The following is a 17,505-nucleotide window of genomic DNA, read 5'->3' on the forward strand; positions in this document are numbered from 1 at the left end:
CTCGTTTCATCTGCCATGCGCACTAAAACCGCTCCACGCTAAACTGAAGAGCGCGAATCCTATCTTTGTTGATAAAAAGCCCCTTATACCTCACTCAGATAACACACTGACCACTCACCTTATTTCTACCGCTATTCTTTGCCAGATACAGTTGTTTATCAGCCTTGAGCAAAAGACTCGAGGGTGAATCTACACTATGGGTTTCTTTACAACAGACCCCCAAACTAACACTGACAAACGGGTAAACAGTGGAGCCAGAATGTGGGATTTTTTGCTCAAGAATATGCAGTCTGATAGTTTCCGCAACATCCATTGCTCCAACTAACTCGGTGTCGGGGAGCAAACAGATGAATTCTTCGCCGCCATAACGGGCCACCAGATCAGCAGGGCGTCTGAGTGTATCTCGGATAACCTTTGCAACCCTCCGCAAACAATCGTCCCCGGCCTGATGCCCATATAAGTCATTATATTTTTTGAAAAAATCAACATCAATCATAATCATGCCAAGTGGAGTCTGGTTACGATTTGATAGTTTCCACTCCACTTCTAACTGTTTATCAAAGTAACGCCGGTTATGTACTTCGGTTAATCCATCTAAATAGACGAGTTGGCGTAATAAGTCAGATTGAGCTTTAAGCAATAAGTGTGTTTTCACTCTCGCCCGAACGGTGTTTCTGTTAATCGGTTTACTGATAAAATCTACGGCACCTTCACTAAAGCAGCGGGTTTCGGTCTCTTCATCAATATGCGCAGTGACAAAGATAACAGGAATATCCTGCGTGTCTGGCGATGCCTTAAGTCTGGTGCAGACCTCAAAACCATTCATTCCGGGCATTTCGACATCCAGCAGAATCAAGTCTGGATGTTGACTGAGACAGACGTCGAGCGCCTGTTTACCGCTGGTTGCCATACACACATGATAATCCGAACAAAATGCTTGATAGAGCATCTGAATATTTATCGGATGATCGTCAACAATAAGGATCTTGGGTTTCCCAACCCCTGGTAAATTTAAGGCCAAATCTTGAGAAAAAGAATGGATTATAGTCATGTCTTCTTATTTCTCCGAGTAGGAAGGTTAACCATTAGGGTTTGGCATAGCTGGATAGCTTTGGCAAAGTCTAATTGATTGACTGCATCATTAAGGATAGATAATTGTCCATTAAGTTGTTCAGCAAAAGTCGTCATCAATTTATTCATCACCTCTAACGCAGCCATATCAGAGTTTTGTAATAACAAGATCAAACGATTCAATTCCGACTCAATAGGTTGTATATCAAATACCTCTGCCGGGACATTCCTCACATTATCCTGCGATAGCATTTGGATTAATGTCACTATCCCAGATTGTATAGCGGATACTTTATTTCTCATCTCGCTCAGTAATTGATTAATCGTGTCTGCTGTAGGTATTGCATTCTGGCTAAATAACTTTTCTCCCTGCCCTGCGCTCAAAGAGAGTTCAGTGGCCCCCAGTTGCGCGGCAAGTCCCTTGACAGTGTGTAACAGACGAGATGCAGACATATGGTCGCCTGCAGTCAACAATGTCTCCAACTGAGTGGGGAAATTAGCCAAATCCTCACTGAGCAGCGACAGCATTTTTTGGTATAGCGTAATATTGCCTCCTAATCGATTAAGGGCAACATCAACATCAATTCCTGCCGTTGCCGCAACATTTTTTAATTCAGCAGATAACAAGCGAGGGGTCATATAACTAACCGTGGCGGCAACATCAGCTTGCCCACTGTATTTTAGGACGATGTGTATTAGATTATTCAAGTCAAAGGGTTTACCAATATGCTCATTCATGCCCGCAGCAAGGCAGGCATCACGATCAGATACCATCGCATTGGCTGTCATGGCTATAATCGGTAAGTTTTTTAACCCAATACTTTTTCGAATATACTTTGTCGCATTAAAGCCATCCATAACCGGCATTTGTAAATCCATCAAGACCAGATCAAATGAAGACGGATGATGTTCTAATATCTCAATCGCCTCTTTACCATGGTTAGCAATACTGACCACAGCCCCCTCATCCTCAAGTAACTCGCGGGCTATTTGTTGGTTATTCAAGTTATCTTCAACAATTAACAGTCTTATACCAGACAGTCGGTGTAAAGATTCGGCTATTGCCGGTTTCACAACATCAGGTTGTTTGCGTTCACTTAATGCATCGTTCACTGAATCCAACAACATAGATGCCGTGATCGGCTTAACCAGATAACCATCTAGTAATGCCTGATCTTCTTCGCTACGCTGTAATAACATTTCGCGATCATGGGCGGTTATCATGACAATAATAGGGCCGTTATCTACTGGCATCATTTCACGCACACATTTACTGGTCTGCCAGCCATCTAACCCCGGCATTTGCCAGTCAATAAAGAGCGCCCCGTAAGTCATACCCCTTTCATGCTGCTGTCTCATCAGTTGCAGTGCATCACTACCGCTGGTTGCAACATCAACGCTCCACTTTAGCGATTCCCCCATCTGCTTGATCAGGTTACAGGCCGTCGGATTATCATCAACGACCAAGACCCGTAAATGATTCAATGCCTCCGCTCTGCTTGCCAACGTATCTGGTGTTTCATTATTTATAACCAGATTGGTATAAGAAGGCAGCGGCAGCGTGATAGTGAAATGAAATAGACTCCCCTGACCCAGTTGGCTTTCTAAGGTGAGCGTCCCCCCCATCAGTGCAACAAAGCGCTGGCTTATCACTAACCCTAAGCCCGTGCCACCAAACCGGCGCGTTGTCGAGGCTTCAGCTTGCGTAAAACCACTAAAAATACTTTCCTGATTCTCTGGCGCAATGCCAATTCCGGTATCGCGCACCCCAAAATGCAACGTCACTTGATGGCTATCCTGCGCTATAACCTTGATGAAAAGCACCACCTCACCAAGTTCGGTAAACTTCAGCGCATTGCCCCCCAGATTGGTTAATATCTGTTGAAGTCGCATACTATCTCCCTCAACAAACTGAGGTAGTGAAGGGTCAATATCAAATAAGACCTCAACCTTTTTAACCTTCAGATAGCTCGATAAGATAACCGCCAAATCACGCAGCATGATATGAATGTCAAAAGGAATGCATTCCAGTTCCATTTTACCGGATTCGATTTTGGAGAAGTCCAAAATATCGTTCAGCAAGCGCAGTAAAGTACGCGTGGCGGCTTCACTTTTAACGGCATAATCAGCTTGTTTCCTATCAAGTCCCGTTCTACGCAGTAATGTCAGCATGCCGAGGATGGCATTCATCGGGGTCCGTAGTTCATGACTCATATTAGCCAAAAATGCAGACTTGGCCTTATTAGCTTTTTCAGCCGCTTCTCTTGCTGTTTTCAGGATATTTTCGGCCTCACGTTGTTGAGTAATATCCCGATTAATTCCCATCATCAATAAGGCTTTTCCATTTTCATCCTGTTCAACCGTTCCAGTTGATTGAATAAAATGGACTTGATTTTTCACCACAATACGGAAAACCTGACGATAGACACTTTTATTTTCTAATGCAGCTTTTATCGCGCTTTTAACATTGGGAACATCCTCTTGATGCAAGAGGCTATACCAATATGCCAACGGGATAGGAGCATTATGTAATTCCTCAGGGACACCATAGATATCATTCATCCGATCATCGAAAGAAAGCGTGTCTTCTGGAATGTTCCAGGTCCAAATACCTAACTCAGCGACATCTGCCGCTCTGACTAATTGATTTTTAGCAATAATAAGATTGGCTTGTTGATTTTTATTGGCGGTAATATCAACTTGAATGGAAATATAACGCTCAACCTGGCCAGAACTATTATTAAACGGAGCAATCGTAGTATCGACCCAATATAAAGAACCATCTTTAGCTTTATTACAAATTTCGCCACGCCACGAGATTCCATTAGCAATATCATTCCACATCGATTGCCAAAAATCAGTCGAGTGCGTATGAGAATCAACTAAGCGGTAAGTCTGCCCCATAAGTTCTTCGCGGCTGTAACCACTAATAGTACAAAATGCGTCATTAACATCCGTGATTATTCCATCTCGATCTGCGGTAGAAGTAATGCCGTGTAAATTAAGGGTGCTGAGTAAAGCATCATTTTCACGCAAGGCCACTTCAAGACGTTGATAAGTCGCTTTACGTTCACTAATATCCGACTCAATAGCCATAAAGCCGATTGGCTCATTCTTATCGTTATAACGCGGTTGGATCTCCAGCTCAACCCAATATTCTTGCCCTGATTTAGTACAGTTGACGATTTCACCCTTAAATGGCTCTCCGGCATCTAACGCCACCCTCATCTGACTGGCTACACCCCGATCTGTATTTTTGCATTGCAGTAATCTCCCCGGCGACTTGCCGAAGGCTTCGGCTTGGCTGTATCCGGTAATACGTTCAAACCCCTCGTTAACCCAAACGATATTACGTTTTACATCGGTAATAACAACGGCGTTAGAAGTATTTTTGGCAACTAAAGCCAAGCGTTCAAGATCTGCAGTCATATTCCGAGCCAGCATTTCTGCCCGATTACGCCCACTGACTTGCTGGCGAATAAGTAAAGCGAATGCTGAACTGAGCAAAAGTCCAAAAGCAAATAACAGCCAGGGGACATAACGCTCTATCTGCGCTTCGAACGTAGGTGTACTACTGATTCGCAGTGTCATATCACGACCCGGCAACCGTAATACATTGGTGCTATGGAATATTCTCGCGGATAGGACTTTATCACTTTGCAGTTCGGTAGGGGAAAAATCAGCGGATTTGCTACTGTCCGCGTCAAAGATCAAATTTTTATTAGACAAATCGTTAAGACTATCAAATAGTTCAACATCCACTCGCCCATTCATAGACTCAGGAATATCACTTAATAGTTCTGCAATTGCGATGGGGGAATAGAGAACACCCACTAATGACGCCCGCCTTTCAGCTGGAGTGGTAGGATTTGAGCCATAAATATATACAGGAACAAAAAGCAGTACCCCGGGAGCTTTAAAGTTAGACTGGACAAGATGAATAGCCCCTGAAAGGGTCGGTTTACCACTGTCTATTGCCGAGAGTACCGCAGCTCGTCGTACCGGCTCAGAGCCAACATCTAATCCTTCCGCACCTTGGTTTCCTTCTGATGGCTCTATATATCTAATAATATACAAATCATCATGTTGTTTATCTTGCAACTGACGTAGAGCGTAGTTTGGTGCACCGTCAGCTCGGACATCCGCAATAAAGGAATTTAACTGGTTGCGTTGCACCCGCTGAATAAAACCAAATCCCCTCACACCAGGAAACTCCACCGGTAAATTACGTGAGGCAACATAGGCATGAAATTGTTTATGGGTTAGATCACCGTCCGCCGCATAGGTTCCTTTTGCACCATTCATACCATAAATAGGTAGATTGAAACGCCGCTCAACCTCCCCAGAAACTCTGTCAACATTACGTTGAAAATCTATTTTTGCATTGGCTTCAATTTCGTTATAAAGCCACCATGCTCCCACACCTGAAATAACCAGCCCAACAATGAAAATAAACAGCGGCAGCAAAATATTTTGTTGTAACTTAAATGAAAGCCAAGATGAGGGTGATTGCTGGGTATGGGCACTGAATGGAGAAAGATTCATATAATATCTATACTCTTATAATCACTATTGGCTAAAGCATAGGATCACTCTACTATTTAAGATAGTGTCGGCCACAATCTAGACGAACTTAAGTATTCTCTGCTAATAATGAGCAGTATTAGTTAAGGTTGAATGTGAATTTCGAGTTCATTGTGGCCTAATATCTCACCCCGTTCGTTAATAATGTCACTCATTACATTCATTGGCTGAATCCCACGAGGGATAACTTGCAATTCAATCACTTTTTGACCGCTATCCGCCATTAATTTTATTTTCTGCGATCCCTCAGATAAAACCATGCCACTTTGCAATATTTTCCAATGTAATGATGCTTTTTGATAGTTGAGCCAATTATCGTTGATGGCCCATAAATCAATACGCCCTGTCTGTCCCTGACCCCAATTTTCTGTTTTAGGTTCTATAGAAGGTAAAACGGGTTGATAAGCTCGCTGCAAAGCAAAATAACCCGGTTTAGGATGACGGAGATAGTCCACAACGCCCCAGTTAATTGACGGCCAGTTTTCAGTGAACATAAAGTGAAATAATGCAGCGACCGGTTGATAACGTTGGCGTCGATAACTCTCTGCGGCGAGTTGGATCAAACTTGCCTGATACTGTTGGCTGTTATTGATAAACGTATTGATATTTGGCCCACGAATCACTTTAGCTAATTCAAATGTCTCATGAGGTTGAAAATTATGGTATGCCCAGATGCGCCAACCTTCATCTTGTTTATCCGTCGTTTTTGGCCACAGATCAGCGCGCGGAATTATCGTTTTTAACGTTGCCAAATCAGGTAAGGCTTGCGCGCCAAACTCGCTGATTATTGAGGTAGTTGCCGGCTTAAGATGATCATTTTTCTGCCCTGAGTACCACCCTTGCCAATAGTGTTCTGCGGTTGATGAGTAAGCATGAGTGATTCGGCTATGATCCTGACTGAGCACCTGTGCAACGCTCGCGGTTAACGCCCGGTTGGTGTCTGGCCGCCAGTCTGAATAACGATATTGCATCCAGGTAGCATCCCAGGGAGGTTCATTGTGCCCAGACCACAATACAATCGCTGGGTGACTGCCAAATTGCCGTGTCATATCTGCGGCCTGTCTGGCTGCCTCTCTGGCAAAAGAGGCTGAATTATCGTATCCCCATTGCAGCGGAAAGTCTTGCCAGAGTAGTATCCCCATCTCATCAGCCAGATCGTACAACGCCCGCCCAGCCACATGAGCATGTACCCTTATGGCATTGATATTGGCCTGCTGCATCATAACTAAATCACGGTGATAATCGGCTGAGGTCAAGCTTCCCAACCACGGGCTACCAATATAGTTCGTCCCTCTAATGAATAGGCGCTTGCCATTGATTGACCAACTTTGCTCTTGCGGGTCTATCGCAATTTGCCGTAAGCCGGTGCGAACATGTTTTTCATCCATCATGCCAAAACGATCCGAGAAACTGACCTCTAGCCGATAAAGATTTTGTTTCCCATGACCTGACACCCACCACAATGCGGGGTTATCAATAAGAAAATTGGTGGTGAGAGTTTGTGCATTATGCTGACTGGCAACCAGTGAAACACTTTTCTCCAGTTGATAAGATTGGCCGATGAAATTATCAGGTATCAAACGTAGCAACATAACAACAGAACGGTTGCGGTTGGCACGATAATCCAAACTCACTTTTAGAATCGGATGTTCAAGCCCCCGTGACCAGTCAGGCACGGCCAGTACATTATCTATAACGGCACCACGACTGATATGTGACGCCACCGGAGCCCAAATCCCGCCCGAATTGGCATCTTGTCCGCGATCCGACCACGCTCCACCGGGTCGGGTGTCATGATGATTGAACACGCCCTTAATTAGTTGCTTATGAAATGACCAAATTTTCCCCGGAGTTTCGTAAGGGCTATCTACACGCACAGCCAGCACATTATCTATTCGAGCCATATCGGTTATATCGACGCTAAATCGTTGAAAATAACCCTGATGTCGCCCTGCTTGTTGATTGTTGAGCCAAATGTCCGTTTGATAGTCGACGCCATCGAATACCAAAGTCGCCATATCATCGGTATCTAAAACCGGTAATGTAAACCGAGTGCGATACCATAATACGCCTTGATGATCGACGCCCTCACTATACCAATTAGCGGGCACTTTCAAATATTGCCACTGGCTGTCATCCAAGGTGTCACGCCAGGCTTCAGAAGCTGGCGGATTGCCATCCCGTATTCGCCACTGACCGGACAAATCTGACGTGGATGGCAACTGAGCAACCACAACCGACGAGATAAGCTGCAAAAGAAATCCCAAACTTAAAATAGAAGTTCTACACCGATAATTAATGTTCATTTCGATGCGACCTCTCGACGGATGACTCTTTCTTGCGGCAGGCATAATTGCGGACGTGAAAAAGCATCACTCATACGCACGTCCAGATATCCCGCAGTAGGATCGGTATTAATTAAGCTCCCCGCCACTTTATAGAGCAGCGTTTCCAAGACCATAGCATTGGTCGTCAGACTAATTGTCTTGTTATACGCGCCATTATTTTCATAACGCCCTTCATACCACCCGCGTTTTTCATCATGCTGCATTTGAGTCAACTTCATTAATGCATCGGTATAAGGACTATTCCACAAAACCCATAAGCCAAAAACTGCACGGGTGGATACCAATGCCAAATCAGGGTGAAATTGCCCGTCCTCGCTAATAGTATTCCAATGATAACCGTTAGCGAACACCGTATCGTAAACGTGATAGGGCGCAACCGAGGTCAAGTAATCACTACGCGCCGTCAATATATGTTCTTTTTTCCAGCGTATTTCCTGTACTCGATAAATATTATCTATCCGTTTTTTCTGCTGTTTAAATATTGGGGTATTTTTTAATTCCATCGCTGTCAGTAAATAAGGCAAACTGACAACAGTAGTGGGTACATAGGTTATTCGAGCATCTCTGATATCGAAATCGATGGGGATGCCATAAATGAACGTGGTGTTATAAGGAAGATTAGCTGATATTCCTACAGGAAACCCCCACAGCCCAAATGCGCCTGCGGTATATTCGCTGTAACCCAACACGCCTTCTGGCTTGGCGATAAATTGGCCATTAACAGTAGACGATTTCAGTAACTCACCGTTACCATCAATAATCTGACAAAAATTCCATCGTAATAGAACCTTATCCAGATACTCGGCATATTCAGGATAAAAACGTGCAACAACTTTCAAACCAACCATTAAGCGGCCGATATCTTGTGCCGACCACCCCAACGGTTTTGGCTGATGAGCATAATCAATCATCTGCCCGTTGACAGTGTTATAAAGCAAATTTGGCGTTTTCCCCTCAACCAAAGGTAACTGACTGATCGTTGCCAATAAGAGTGAAAGGCGCTGATCAAACTCCTGCCGATTAATGAGGCCTAATTGAGCAGCGGCGGTTAATGCAACAAAGGTGTCACCGATTTGCCAGAAATTAACAACCGGGTAATTATCCAACGAATTAACCAACCCAGTGCCCATTTGCGTATTATTAACAAAGTAACGCCAAGCGACTTTCGCCCATAATTGCTCATTATCTGATAACACACCACTACGGGCTGAATAGGCAACGGAATTGGGAGTAATACTGCTTGCCACAAACATACCGCCCGTAAACGCAGCACCCAGTAGCCCAGCACCAATAACCCAGGCAATAGCGGCAGACGTCACTGTTTTGCGCATGATGTTGCTGCCGGTAATTTAAATAAATTATTATTGCTGCTGCTTTCATCTTGACACTGAGCGCACTGGCAGCTCTTACAATTTGGTGCTTTACGTATCGCGATGCCCGATTGATCACAAAATGCTTTCAGGCTAGGAGTTGCATCAATATATGGCCTATTTCGTTTGCTGTTATTCGTGTCAAACCCGTTAATTAACTGCCGTTCCCACAGCGACGGAATATAGTCGCTGTGGCTGGGATCACCACTGGTGAAGCGAAGTATTTTCCCTTCTTTTTTAAATAACAAGGCTTCTAGCATGATGCCATTATTATTTGCCGTAAATTCATTTATCGGCCCATGTCCATTCTCATAAAGTCCTTCGTTGAAACCCAATCCTTTCACATTGGCATTCTCTATCGCATCAAATAGCCTGTCGGTATAGGGCGAATGCCACAATACCCACATGCCTAACGCAGCTTTTAATGATACTGCCGCATTTTCAGGGACAAAAACACCTTGGTCGGTGATTGTATTCCAGTTATAACCATCGGCGAAAACCGTGTCGTAAACAAAGTAAGGGGCTTTATCCAACTGATGTTCTGAACGCGCCGTCAGTATTCCCGTTTCACGATAACGATTTTCCTGTGCCTGATAGACACGATTAGCAAAGTTCTTCATCCACGGATGACTGTAGCTTCCTGCTTTATTGGCCCGATCATCACTGCGATCCCAACCCATTTCAAAACCATGCAAGATATAGGATTCAGTCACTACATAGTTATGTTGGTTATTAGTGCGTGGGTCCCGTGAATCATAAGGCACTAATACGCAGTAAATTTTTGCCAAATCATAAGGTTCAGGTCGCGATGCCTGACAGGTTGAAAACCCCCAAAGTTGGAAGCCACTGGCGGCGTATTCCTCATAGCCCAATCGCCCTTCCTGTACATACTGAGGCGTATTATTTTTATCTAATATCGCGCCATATAACGTACCGCAATCATCGATGACATGTGAGAAATCCCAATCCAATACCACGTTATCAATACTATTAGCATATTCAGGGTAACGTTCTTTAATAATTTTCAACCAAATTAACATACGCCCAGTATCAATAGCGGAAAATCCTATCTCACCCGGCTTATTAAGATAGTTAACTTTTTCAGCAGTTATTGTGTTGTACGCTTTATTCGGTAATTGCCCCTGAAATAACGATAAGTTATTCAGTGTTTTCAAAAATGGTAACATACGATGATCGAATTCTTCTTTATTAATAATCCCTAATTCGCGAGCTGAAACCAGCGCTGCCAAATAAGATGCACTGTCCCACATGGTGGTCGAAGGATAATTATTAACTGCATTAACAAGCCCTGTTGTAGGCTGTAAATTATGGACAAAATATTGCCAGGCATTAACTGCAACCGCCATCTCTCTGGGCGTTAACTCACCGTGCCGCACAGGGTAGTTTTCAGCAGCTAATTTATCACCCGGTAATTCGGCTAAGGTATTAAAAGACGGCATGAGCGAAAGAATCAACATTAAGCAGCCAGCCTTAAGAATGAGACTTATCTTTATCAAAAATGACTGATTTCCCATCATAAAATCTTCCTACTTTAGTTGTTTATCTGTTGCGCCAACGGATTGCATCACCTGAGTACAGGCAGCACAAAGTAGTCTTCCGCCATTGATAAAAGCCAAACTTTCCAACACCACGCCATTGGTATTGGCATTTAGTGAAGTATTTATTTTATTATTAACTTCATAAATTCCGCTATACCAACCTTTACTCGAATCCATCAAGCTATTTAATTGATTTCGTGTCTGTTCACTATAAGGTGTGCGCCATAGGGCATACCAACTAAATGCCGATTTAGTTGATAATTGTCGCAACTGATTAACGCGCTCGCCTTTATCCGTAATTACAGCCCAATCTTCATCAGCATAATGCAGTGTGCTATAAATAAAGTAAGGTGCTTTATCAACATGGTCCTCACTGACGGAGGTATATATACCGGTACGCTGAAAACGATTCTCCTGAGCTTTAAAAACCCGCCATGCTAATTCGGATGAATAAAGATCAAAACCCAGTTCCAAACCTGTCAAAATATAGGGTTCGCTGACGATAAATGTATTCGCCCCCTCTTTTTGCGAGATACGATCATCATCAGGCACCAGTATTCCTTCAACTTTAATAAATTGTAGATGTGCAGTGTAATCAAGGGCTAAACTAGCATTAATACCAACCAGTTGCAGGGTTCGTGCAGCATATTGCTCATACCCAATACGCCCTTCCTGATGTAAGGAAATGATCTGAGTTTTATCATCAACTACCGATCCTTGTAATTGATCATCGGCCACTAGCGCTTCCAATTGCCAACGCGAAATAACCTTATTGACCTCGACAGCATGCTGGGGATAATTCCAAACTAATATATTTAATGGCACCATCATTCGACTAATATCAATAGCCGACCAACCTATACCTTTGGTACTGGGCTGATTAATATAATTAACCATAGACAGAGTCTGTGTATTATACGCTTTATTAGGCAACTTGCCTTCAAATAGTGGTAATTTAGCCAATGCACCTAATGCATTGCTGATTCGGGTATCAAATTCATCCTGTTGAATAATACCAATTCGTTGTGCTGAAATCATCGCCATAAAATAACTACTGGTATCCCACATTGTAGACGATGGAAATTTATCCACGGAATTAACTAAACCACTCGGCTGAGTATTATTAATAAAATATTGCCATGCAGCCTTAGCCCAAATTATTTCTTCGGAAGTCAGTGGTCGAGGAGTCGGTGCTAATGGTCGGCCAATACTGGAGCTGATATGGACACGGGAATCTTCTATATCTTGAGAGTTTTTCTCGACATACAACACAATAGAGAAAGCGATTAAAATACCGATCACCATCGCTAGATAACTGCGCGCCTTAAGGAGGTTATATTTGAATGACATCAGGAAACCTCCTGCACAGCATACTCAGGTTGCCAAAGCGCGGCTAAAACAATCGGTATCATAGCTGCAATATTTGCAGCCCCCCAAAAGATATTGATAACAAAGCCGGAGGGGTCTTTTATGTTGCCTTCGGCTATCTGAATCGCTCCCCAAATCAACCCCAATAACGTCAGCCCAATAATGGCGAGTTGAGGTTTAACCAAGGATAAAAAATTGCCCTGTTGACGTTCTTTTGGCGTCACATGAAACTTGATTTTCTCTCCTCGGAGCACTGTATCCAATGCTCGTAAATTCATAGAAAATAAAGCAAGAAAAGACGATTTCCCATCCCATGCGGATATCCCCCATGTTCCAAACATAAATGCTAATTCAGAGACAATCATGAAGGGCAAAAAATGCAAATAAAAAGGAGATGAATAAGTCGAAACGGGGGGGATACCCGTGAAAAGATAAATCAATGGGGCAATCAAAAATACCGTATTCCAGATACAGGCAAAATAGGACCAGAAAGTAGTCCCATACATTAATTTTTGTATTGCGCTGAGCTTAATCCTCTTACTGGAGAAAAGTCTGTCATGCAACGCAATATCCATTGAACCAGCTGCATATTTAAATCTCTGGATCATCCAAGTCAATAAATCCTGCGGTGAGAGCATTTTTGATTCTATTTGCGGGTGCAGGACAGATCGCCATTTACGGCCAGGATCACCATGCAAAACGATAGAGGTATAAATATCTTCTGAAACATGAAACTTATATGGCATCAGCTCGGTATCTTGTACCACATGAGGTAACATGGCTTTAGCCAAGTCTGCCTGGGTTTGTTTATCAATTACGTCACTTGTATATTTCTCAATCTCATCTTCTATATTATCTACATAGCGACGTAACGCAGCTTGCATAATAGCCTCACGGCGATGAATTGATGCAGCACCACAGCAAAAAGCCGCATTAGCCCAATTACGTCTGCGTAAAATGACATCGTAGAACATTTGCGGATCATTAAAAAAGGGATCATGCCCCACGGTGAGCGGGCCAACCAACTTCTCAATCCCTTTACCGACAAAATAGCCTGTCGACCCTAGCTTTTGCTTTGCCCATTCAGGTAATCGCTTGCCCTGTGGTAAATCATAAAACCACTGAGGAGTCTGAACCCAAGCAACATCAATATCGCGAAAATATCCTAAAGTATGCGTCAATATTGTGGGGAAAACTCGTGTATCAGCATCACAGATAATAACAAAGTCACCGTCCGTCATATCCAGCCCATGACGAAGATTACCTGCTTTGTATCCAATATTATTTTCCCGACTTAAGTAATTAACTCCCTCTTCTGCTGCGACAGCCTCCATTTCGCTTCGATTACCATCATCTAATACATAAATACGATAATCTAAAGGGAAGGGATAGCTGACGGCGAGTGCATCACGAATCGATAAGCGCACCAATTCGACATTTTCATTATAGGTGGCAATAAACAAATCAACTTTTATCTGGCGATTTTCTTGCTTCTCTTCAGGAGCTATACAGTCATCGATGGTTTCAGGTGCGGGGAGAACAGGAATATCTCTTACTTTCCATAGGTTTATGGTAAATAAAATAGAACCAATATAAGCCAGTGTTTCGGCCATTACTAAGGGGATTGAATACCAAAGCGCATCGTAATTAAGTGAATTCATCCAGCGCCAGCGGATGTAGTTTGCCCCCAAGATAAACGCAGCAACCGCCAGACTTTGCCATAAAAACTCAGTAACCCAATGAGTTTTCAGTGGTAATGGTGGTTTCCTGTTTTCAAACGAAGAGAAATAAAAAGCCATTATCACTACCTCAGTCAATCCAGGAAAATAAGTGAGATAAATCAACCCATTGCCGGGGGGTTAAAGGAGCATCATTTTATGAATAAACATAATTTTCACGTCTTCTCTTCTATTCTTTTTATCAACGATAGATAATTGACTCCCTCTTTTACTGTATAACTGATGTCATCAACAGCATTAAACATCATCATCAACCCCATACCGTTTTCAGGCCACGAATCCGGCGCTAACAACTCAGGCATATGAGATAATCCGCTTTTATTTTGTAAAAATTCTGTGGGTATAGGCTTCCCTTTATCCTGTAAAGTCACGGCTAGTTGATTATTGTCATATTGCATTATAATAGTAATATTTTGAGTGGAATCATAATTAACACCATGCTTTACAATATTGATAAATGCTTCATTCAATGCAAGTTCCATAGCATAACTGCTGGACGAATCAATCTCTAAGGGGTGAATGAATTGTATTAACTTTTCATGTAAAACAAGCAGGCTAGATAATGATGCAGGCAAACATATTTTCATTAACCAACCTTGTGAGTCATAGTGGCGATAACTCATATCAACGTATCTTTATTTAGCAATTCTTCAAATAAAGACTTCTCCGCCATAATAATATCTTTACGCCGTTTATCATCAATAAGCCAGTGTAAACCCGCTTCAGATAAATCAATTGCTGTACCGTCTGGAGAGATAACTTTCCCGGCAAAAATCATCTGTTGATACAAATGTGCAATGCCCCCAACCCGAGTATAATCAGCAATAAAACTTTGTTCGACAACCGCACCTTGCTCTAATAAACACCCCGCGCCAATAATTGTAGGCCCTCTAATTGTCACGCCAGATTGTATTTCTGTGCTACTACCAATATAGACTGGCCCTTCAATATCCAAGGTCGAAAAGTCGGCTTTGACATTAAGCCCACACCATATTTGAGGCGCAATTTTAATTCCCGGCATGGGATAATCAGGTAAATCCTGATTAAGGATCATGCGATTGACATGCCAAAAATCTTGTAGAGATCCAATATCAACCCATTGGAATGGCAAGGCAATACCGTAGAAAGGAACACCTAACTCAGCAAGTTTAGGAAACAGCTGGCTACCTATATCATATTCAACCCCATCAGGAATATAATCGAATATTTCCGGCTCAAAAATATAGATTCCAGTATTGGCATTGTTTGATAATGCATCTTCATTTTTAGGTTTTTCCTGAAACTTACTAACTCTACCCTGCTCATCAGTAACAACAATACCGTATTTGTTTACCTGATCCGCCGAGACTGGGCGCATAACCAAGGTTGCCAAACTTTTTCTAGCTCGATGGAATGCCAATACCTCATCGAAATCCACATCAATTAATGCATCACCACAAACAACTACAAAGGTTTCATCAAAAAAACCTGAGAAATTTTGGATGTGCTTCATTCCACCGGCAGACCCCAAAACATTATCAACAAAAGTATTACACTCCATAATACCTTCGTAAGAGTAACCTATTTCCACTCCCCAGGCATGGCCATCACGGAAATAATTCTCAATGTCCGCAGACAGATAGCTGGTATTCACCATTAACTGATTAAAACCATATTTTCTTAAATGTTCAATAATTGATTCCATAATAGGTTTTCGAATTAATGGGATCATTGGTTTTGGCAATATGGTGGTCAGTGGTCTGGCTCTGGTTCCTTTTCCGGCAGCAAGGATCATGGCTTTCATAAATATTTACTCCCTATAAATCAAGGCGCTACGAAATTCATCTGCTGTATGGTATCGGGTTGATCAGTGCCGATAGTAAATATCCTATCCATCCGGGTTAACTTGAACATTCCGTGGATATTGTTATTCAATGAGCAAATAGCCAACTCACCTTTACCATTTAAGGTTTTCAACAACGAAACCAGTGCACCTAAACAACTACTGTCGATGAAATCTACCCGACTAAAATCCAATAAAATATTATTGGCTCCTCGGGCAATCATTGCTTGTATATCTTCTTTAAATTTCAGCGAAACTGATGCATCGAGTCGCCTAATCAAGGGGGTTATCACTAATACATTTTCAATTGTTTTAGTTTCAAAATTCATTATTTCTTCCTTACAATTCTGTTAGGAGAAGGGAATTGTTATTACGCTCAATTACCAGCAACGAAATATCATCACTAAATGCAGAACGTCCATTATGAATATCGCTCTGATGGTCATTTTTTTGCGCAGGATGCCAGCATTTCAATGCCTGCTGTACTTGCCTAAAAACGGTTTGCACACTGTCGCGCTGACTAGCGGCCAGTAATTTTTGTAACCGTCGTTCTCCAAAAAGCTCTTGCTCAGCATTTTCACACTCAATAATACCGTCGGTGAATAAATAGAGCCGATCACCCGAAGCCAGAGTGAACACCGTGTCCTGATAGTCCATCGAATCAATAAGTCCAACCGGTGCCCCGCCTTCACCAATGGGCGTAATCTGACTTGAGCTACTGACAATAAAAGGTGTCGGATGCCCTGCCTGACAAAGCACGCCGGTCGCGGTTTGAACATCAATAACGCCATAAATAAGAGTGAAATAAGTGGCTATATCATCATTCTCTATACAAAAACGGCGATTAAGTTCGTTGACAACTTTATGTGGCGGGGTAATCAGATAACCAGAGGGGGTATCTGCGGGCGAAATCAGTAAGTTATCCACCGTGCGCCCATTAAGAAATTGGCGCGCAACTGACAGTGAGAGCATCGCTGCCGCCACACCATGCCCTGCAACATCAATACTATAAAAACCAATGTGTTGATTACCCAGTTGGAAAAAACTTAACAAGTCACCCGAAACATAAGCAGATGGTATAAACATCCATTCAGCTTGAAAACCACTCACCATTAGCTTTTCTGCAGGTAAAACACTACGTTGCAATTTTGCCGCAGCCTGCAAGTCATTTTCTATTTGTTCATAGGCTTGGGACAATTTCTGATTACGAGCATCGAGGGTTGCCTCTAGCATTAATATACGTTCACCCGCATGTAATCGGGCGCGTAGCTCACTTTGATTTATCGGTTTTGACAGAAAATCATCGGCACCCGCATCTAATCCCGCGATCAAATCCTCGACGGATTGACGCACGGTTATCAATACTAAATAAATATAGCGATCGGAATATTGTTTTCGGATAGTTGTACAGAGTTTCAACCCATCCATAACCGGCATTTCCCAGTCACTGATCACCATATTGATGGAATTACTATCAAGGATAGCCAAAGCGTCTTGACCATTTTCTGCCTCAAAAACAGTGAATTGCCAATTTCTTAGTAGGTTAACCAGTAAAAAGCGATAACTTGCCGAATCATCAACAACAAGAATGGATGTCACACCTGTAGCGGAAGGATGTGGTTGCATAAGTTACCCAAAAGCTTC

11 protein-coding genes are annotated in these 17,505 nt (G+C 42.7%); all 11 read right to left on the reverse strand.

Annotated features, from left to right (window positions below; translation table 11 throughout):
• Window positions 1-94 precede the first annotated feature (94 nt).
• Window positions 95-1,051 carry a diguanylate cyclase gene (locus DBA33_RS08655; RefSeq protein WP_064513212.1) on the reverse strand — a complete coding sequence of 319 codons (957 nt, stop codon included), beginning with the start codon at window positions 1,049-1,051 and terminating at the stop codon, window positions 95-97.
• Window positions 1,048-5,616, reverse strand: a complete 4,569-nt coding sequence (locus tag DBA33_RS08660; protein WP_064513210.1) for a CHASE domain-containing protein — start codon at window positions 5,614-5,616, stop codon at window positions 1,048-1,050. The genes DBA33_RS08655 and DBA33_RS08660 overlap by 4 nt, the downstream gene beginning before the upstream one ends.
• Before the next feature lie 122 nt (window positions 5,617-5,738).
• Window positions 5,739-7,910 carry a glycoside hydrolase family 2 TIM barrel-domain containing protein gene (locus tag DBA33_RS08665; RefSeq protein ID WP_240442696.1) on the reverse strand — a complete coding sequence of 724 codons (2,172 nt, stop codon included), beginning with the start codon at window positions 7,908-7,910 and terminating at the stop codon, window positions 5,739-5,741.
• A 47-nt stretch (window positions 7,911-7,957) separates the two neighbouring features.
• On the reverse strand, window positions 7,958-9,334 hold the full coding sequence (locus DBA33_RS08670; protein WP_120806240.1) for a DUF3131 domain-containing protein: 1,377 nt from the start codon (window positions 9,332-9,334) through the stop codon (window positions 7,958-7,960).
• Window positions 9,319-10,833: a DUF3131 domain-containing protein gene (locus tag DBA33_RS08675; RefSeq protein WP_064518236.1), complete on the reverse strand. Its 1,515-nt coding sequence runs from the start codon at window positions 10,831-10,833 to the stop codon at window positions 9,319-9,321. The genes DBA33_RS08670 and DBA33_RS08675 overlap by 16 nt, the downstream gene beginning before the upstream one ends.
• A gap of 87 nt (window positions 10,834-10,920) precedes the next feature.
• The gene (locus tag DBA33_RS08680) at window positions 10,921-12,282 is read right to left on the reverse strand and encodes a DUF3131 domain-containing protein (RefSeq protein WP_064513204.1); all 1,362 of its coding nucleotides are present in this window, start codon (window positions 12,280-12,282) and stop codon (window positions 10,921-10,923) included.
• Entirely contained in the window at window positions 12,282-14,099 is a 1,818-nt protein-coding gene (locus DBA33_RS08685; RefSeq protein WP_120806241.1) for a cellulose synthase catalytic subunit, read from the reverse strand. The genes DBA33_RS08680 and DBA33_RS08685 overlap by 1 nt, the downstream gene beginning before the upstream one ends.
• 95 nt (window positions 14,100-14,194) lie before the next feature.
• Entirely contained in the window at window positions 14,195-14,662 is a 468-nt protein-coding gene (locus DBA33_RS08690) for an ATP-binding protein (RefSeq protein WP_240442697.1), read from the reverse strand.
• Complete coding sequence (locus DBA33_RS08695) at window positions 14,659-15,822, reverse strand: NDP-sugar synthase (protein WP_064513202.1); 1,164 nt, start codon at window positions 15,820-15,822, stop codon at window positions 14,659-14,661. The genes DBA33_RS08690 and DBA33_RS08695 overlap by 4 nt, the downstream gene beginning before the upstream one ends.
• A 20-nt stretch (window positions 15,823-15,842) precedes the next feature.
• Window positions 15,843-16,190 (reverse strand): STAS domain-containing protein, encoded by a 348-nt coding sequence (locus tag DBA33_RS08700; RefSeq protein ID WP_064513200.1) that lies wholly within the window; start codon window positions 16,188-16,190, stop codon window positions 15,843-15,845.
• Between the two features lie 10 nt (window positions 16,191-16,200).
• Window positions 16,201-17,487 (reverse strand): SpoIIE family protein phosphatase, encoded by a 1,287-nt coding sequence (locus DBA33_RS08705; RefSeq protein ID WP_120806243.1) that lies wholly within the window; start codon window positions 17,485-17,487, stop codon window positions 16,201-16,203.
• Window positions 17,488-17,505 lie beyond the last annotated feature (18 nt).

The organism is Yersinia sp. IP36721 (genome assembly GCF_003634395.1).
GTDB lineage: Bacteria > Pseudomonadota > Gammaproteobacteria > Enterobacterales > Enterobacteriaceae > Yersinia > Yersinia entomophaga.

Excerpts from the sequence above, each read along its gene's own strand:
- DBA33_RS08655 (WP_064513212.1), bottom strand. The coding sequence starts at position 1,051 with ATGACTATAATCCATTCTTTTTCTCAAGATTTGGCCTTAAATTTACCA.
- DBA33_RS08660 (WP_064513210.1), bottom strand. The coding sequence starts at position 5,616 with ATGAATCTTTCTCCATTCAGTGCCCATACCCAGCAATCACCCTCATCT.
- DBA33_RS08670 (WP_120806240.1), bottom strand. The coding sequence starts at position 9,334 with ATGCGCAAAACAGTGACGTCTGCCGCTATTGCCTGGGTTATTGGTGCT.
- DBA33_RS08675 (WP_064518236.1), bottom strand. The coding sequence starts at position 10,833 with ATGCCGTCTTTTAATACCTTAGCCGAATTACCGGGTGATAAATTAGCT.
- DBA33_RS08680 (WP_064513204.1), bottom strand. The coding sequence starts at position 12,282 with ATGTCATTCAAATATAACCTCCTTAAGGCGCGCAGTTATCTAGCGATG.
- DBA33_RS08685 (WP_120806241.1), bottom strand. The coding sequence starts at position 14,099 with ATGGCTTTTTATTTCTCTTCGTTTGAAAACAGGAAACCACCATTACCA.
- DBA33_RS08690 (WP_240442697.1), bottom strand. The coding sequence starts at position 14,662 with ATGAGTTATCGCCACTATGACTCACAAGGTTGGTTAATGAAAATATGT.
- DBA33_RS08695 (WP_064513202.1), bottom strand. The coding sequence starts at position 15,822 with ATGAAAGCCATGATCCTTGCTGCCGGAAAAGGAACCAGAGCCAGACCA.
- DBA33_RS08700 (WP_064513200.1), bottom strand. The coding sequence starts at position 16,190 with ATGAATTTTGAAACTAAAACAATTGAAAATGTATTAGTGATAACCCCC.
- DBA33_RS08705 (WP_120806243.1), bottom strand. The coding sequence starts at position 17,487 with ATGCAACCACATCCTTCCGCTACAGGTGTGACATCCATTCTTGTTGTT.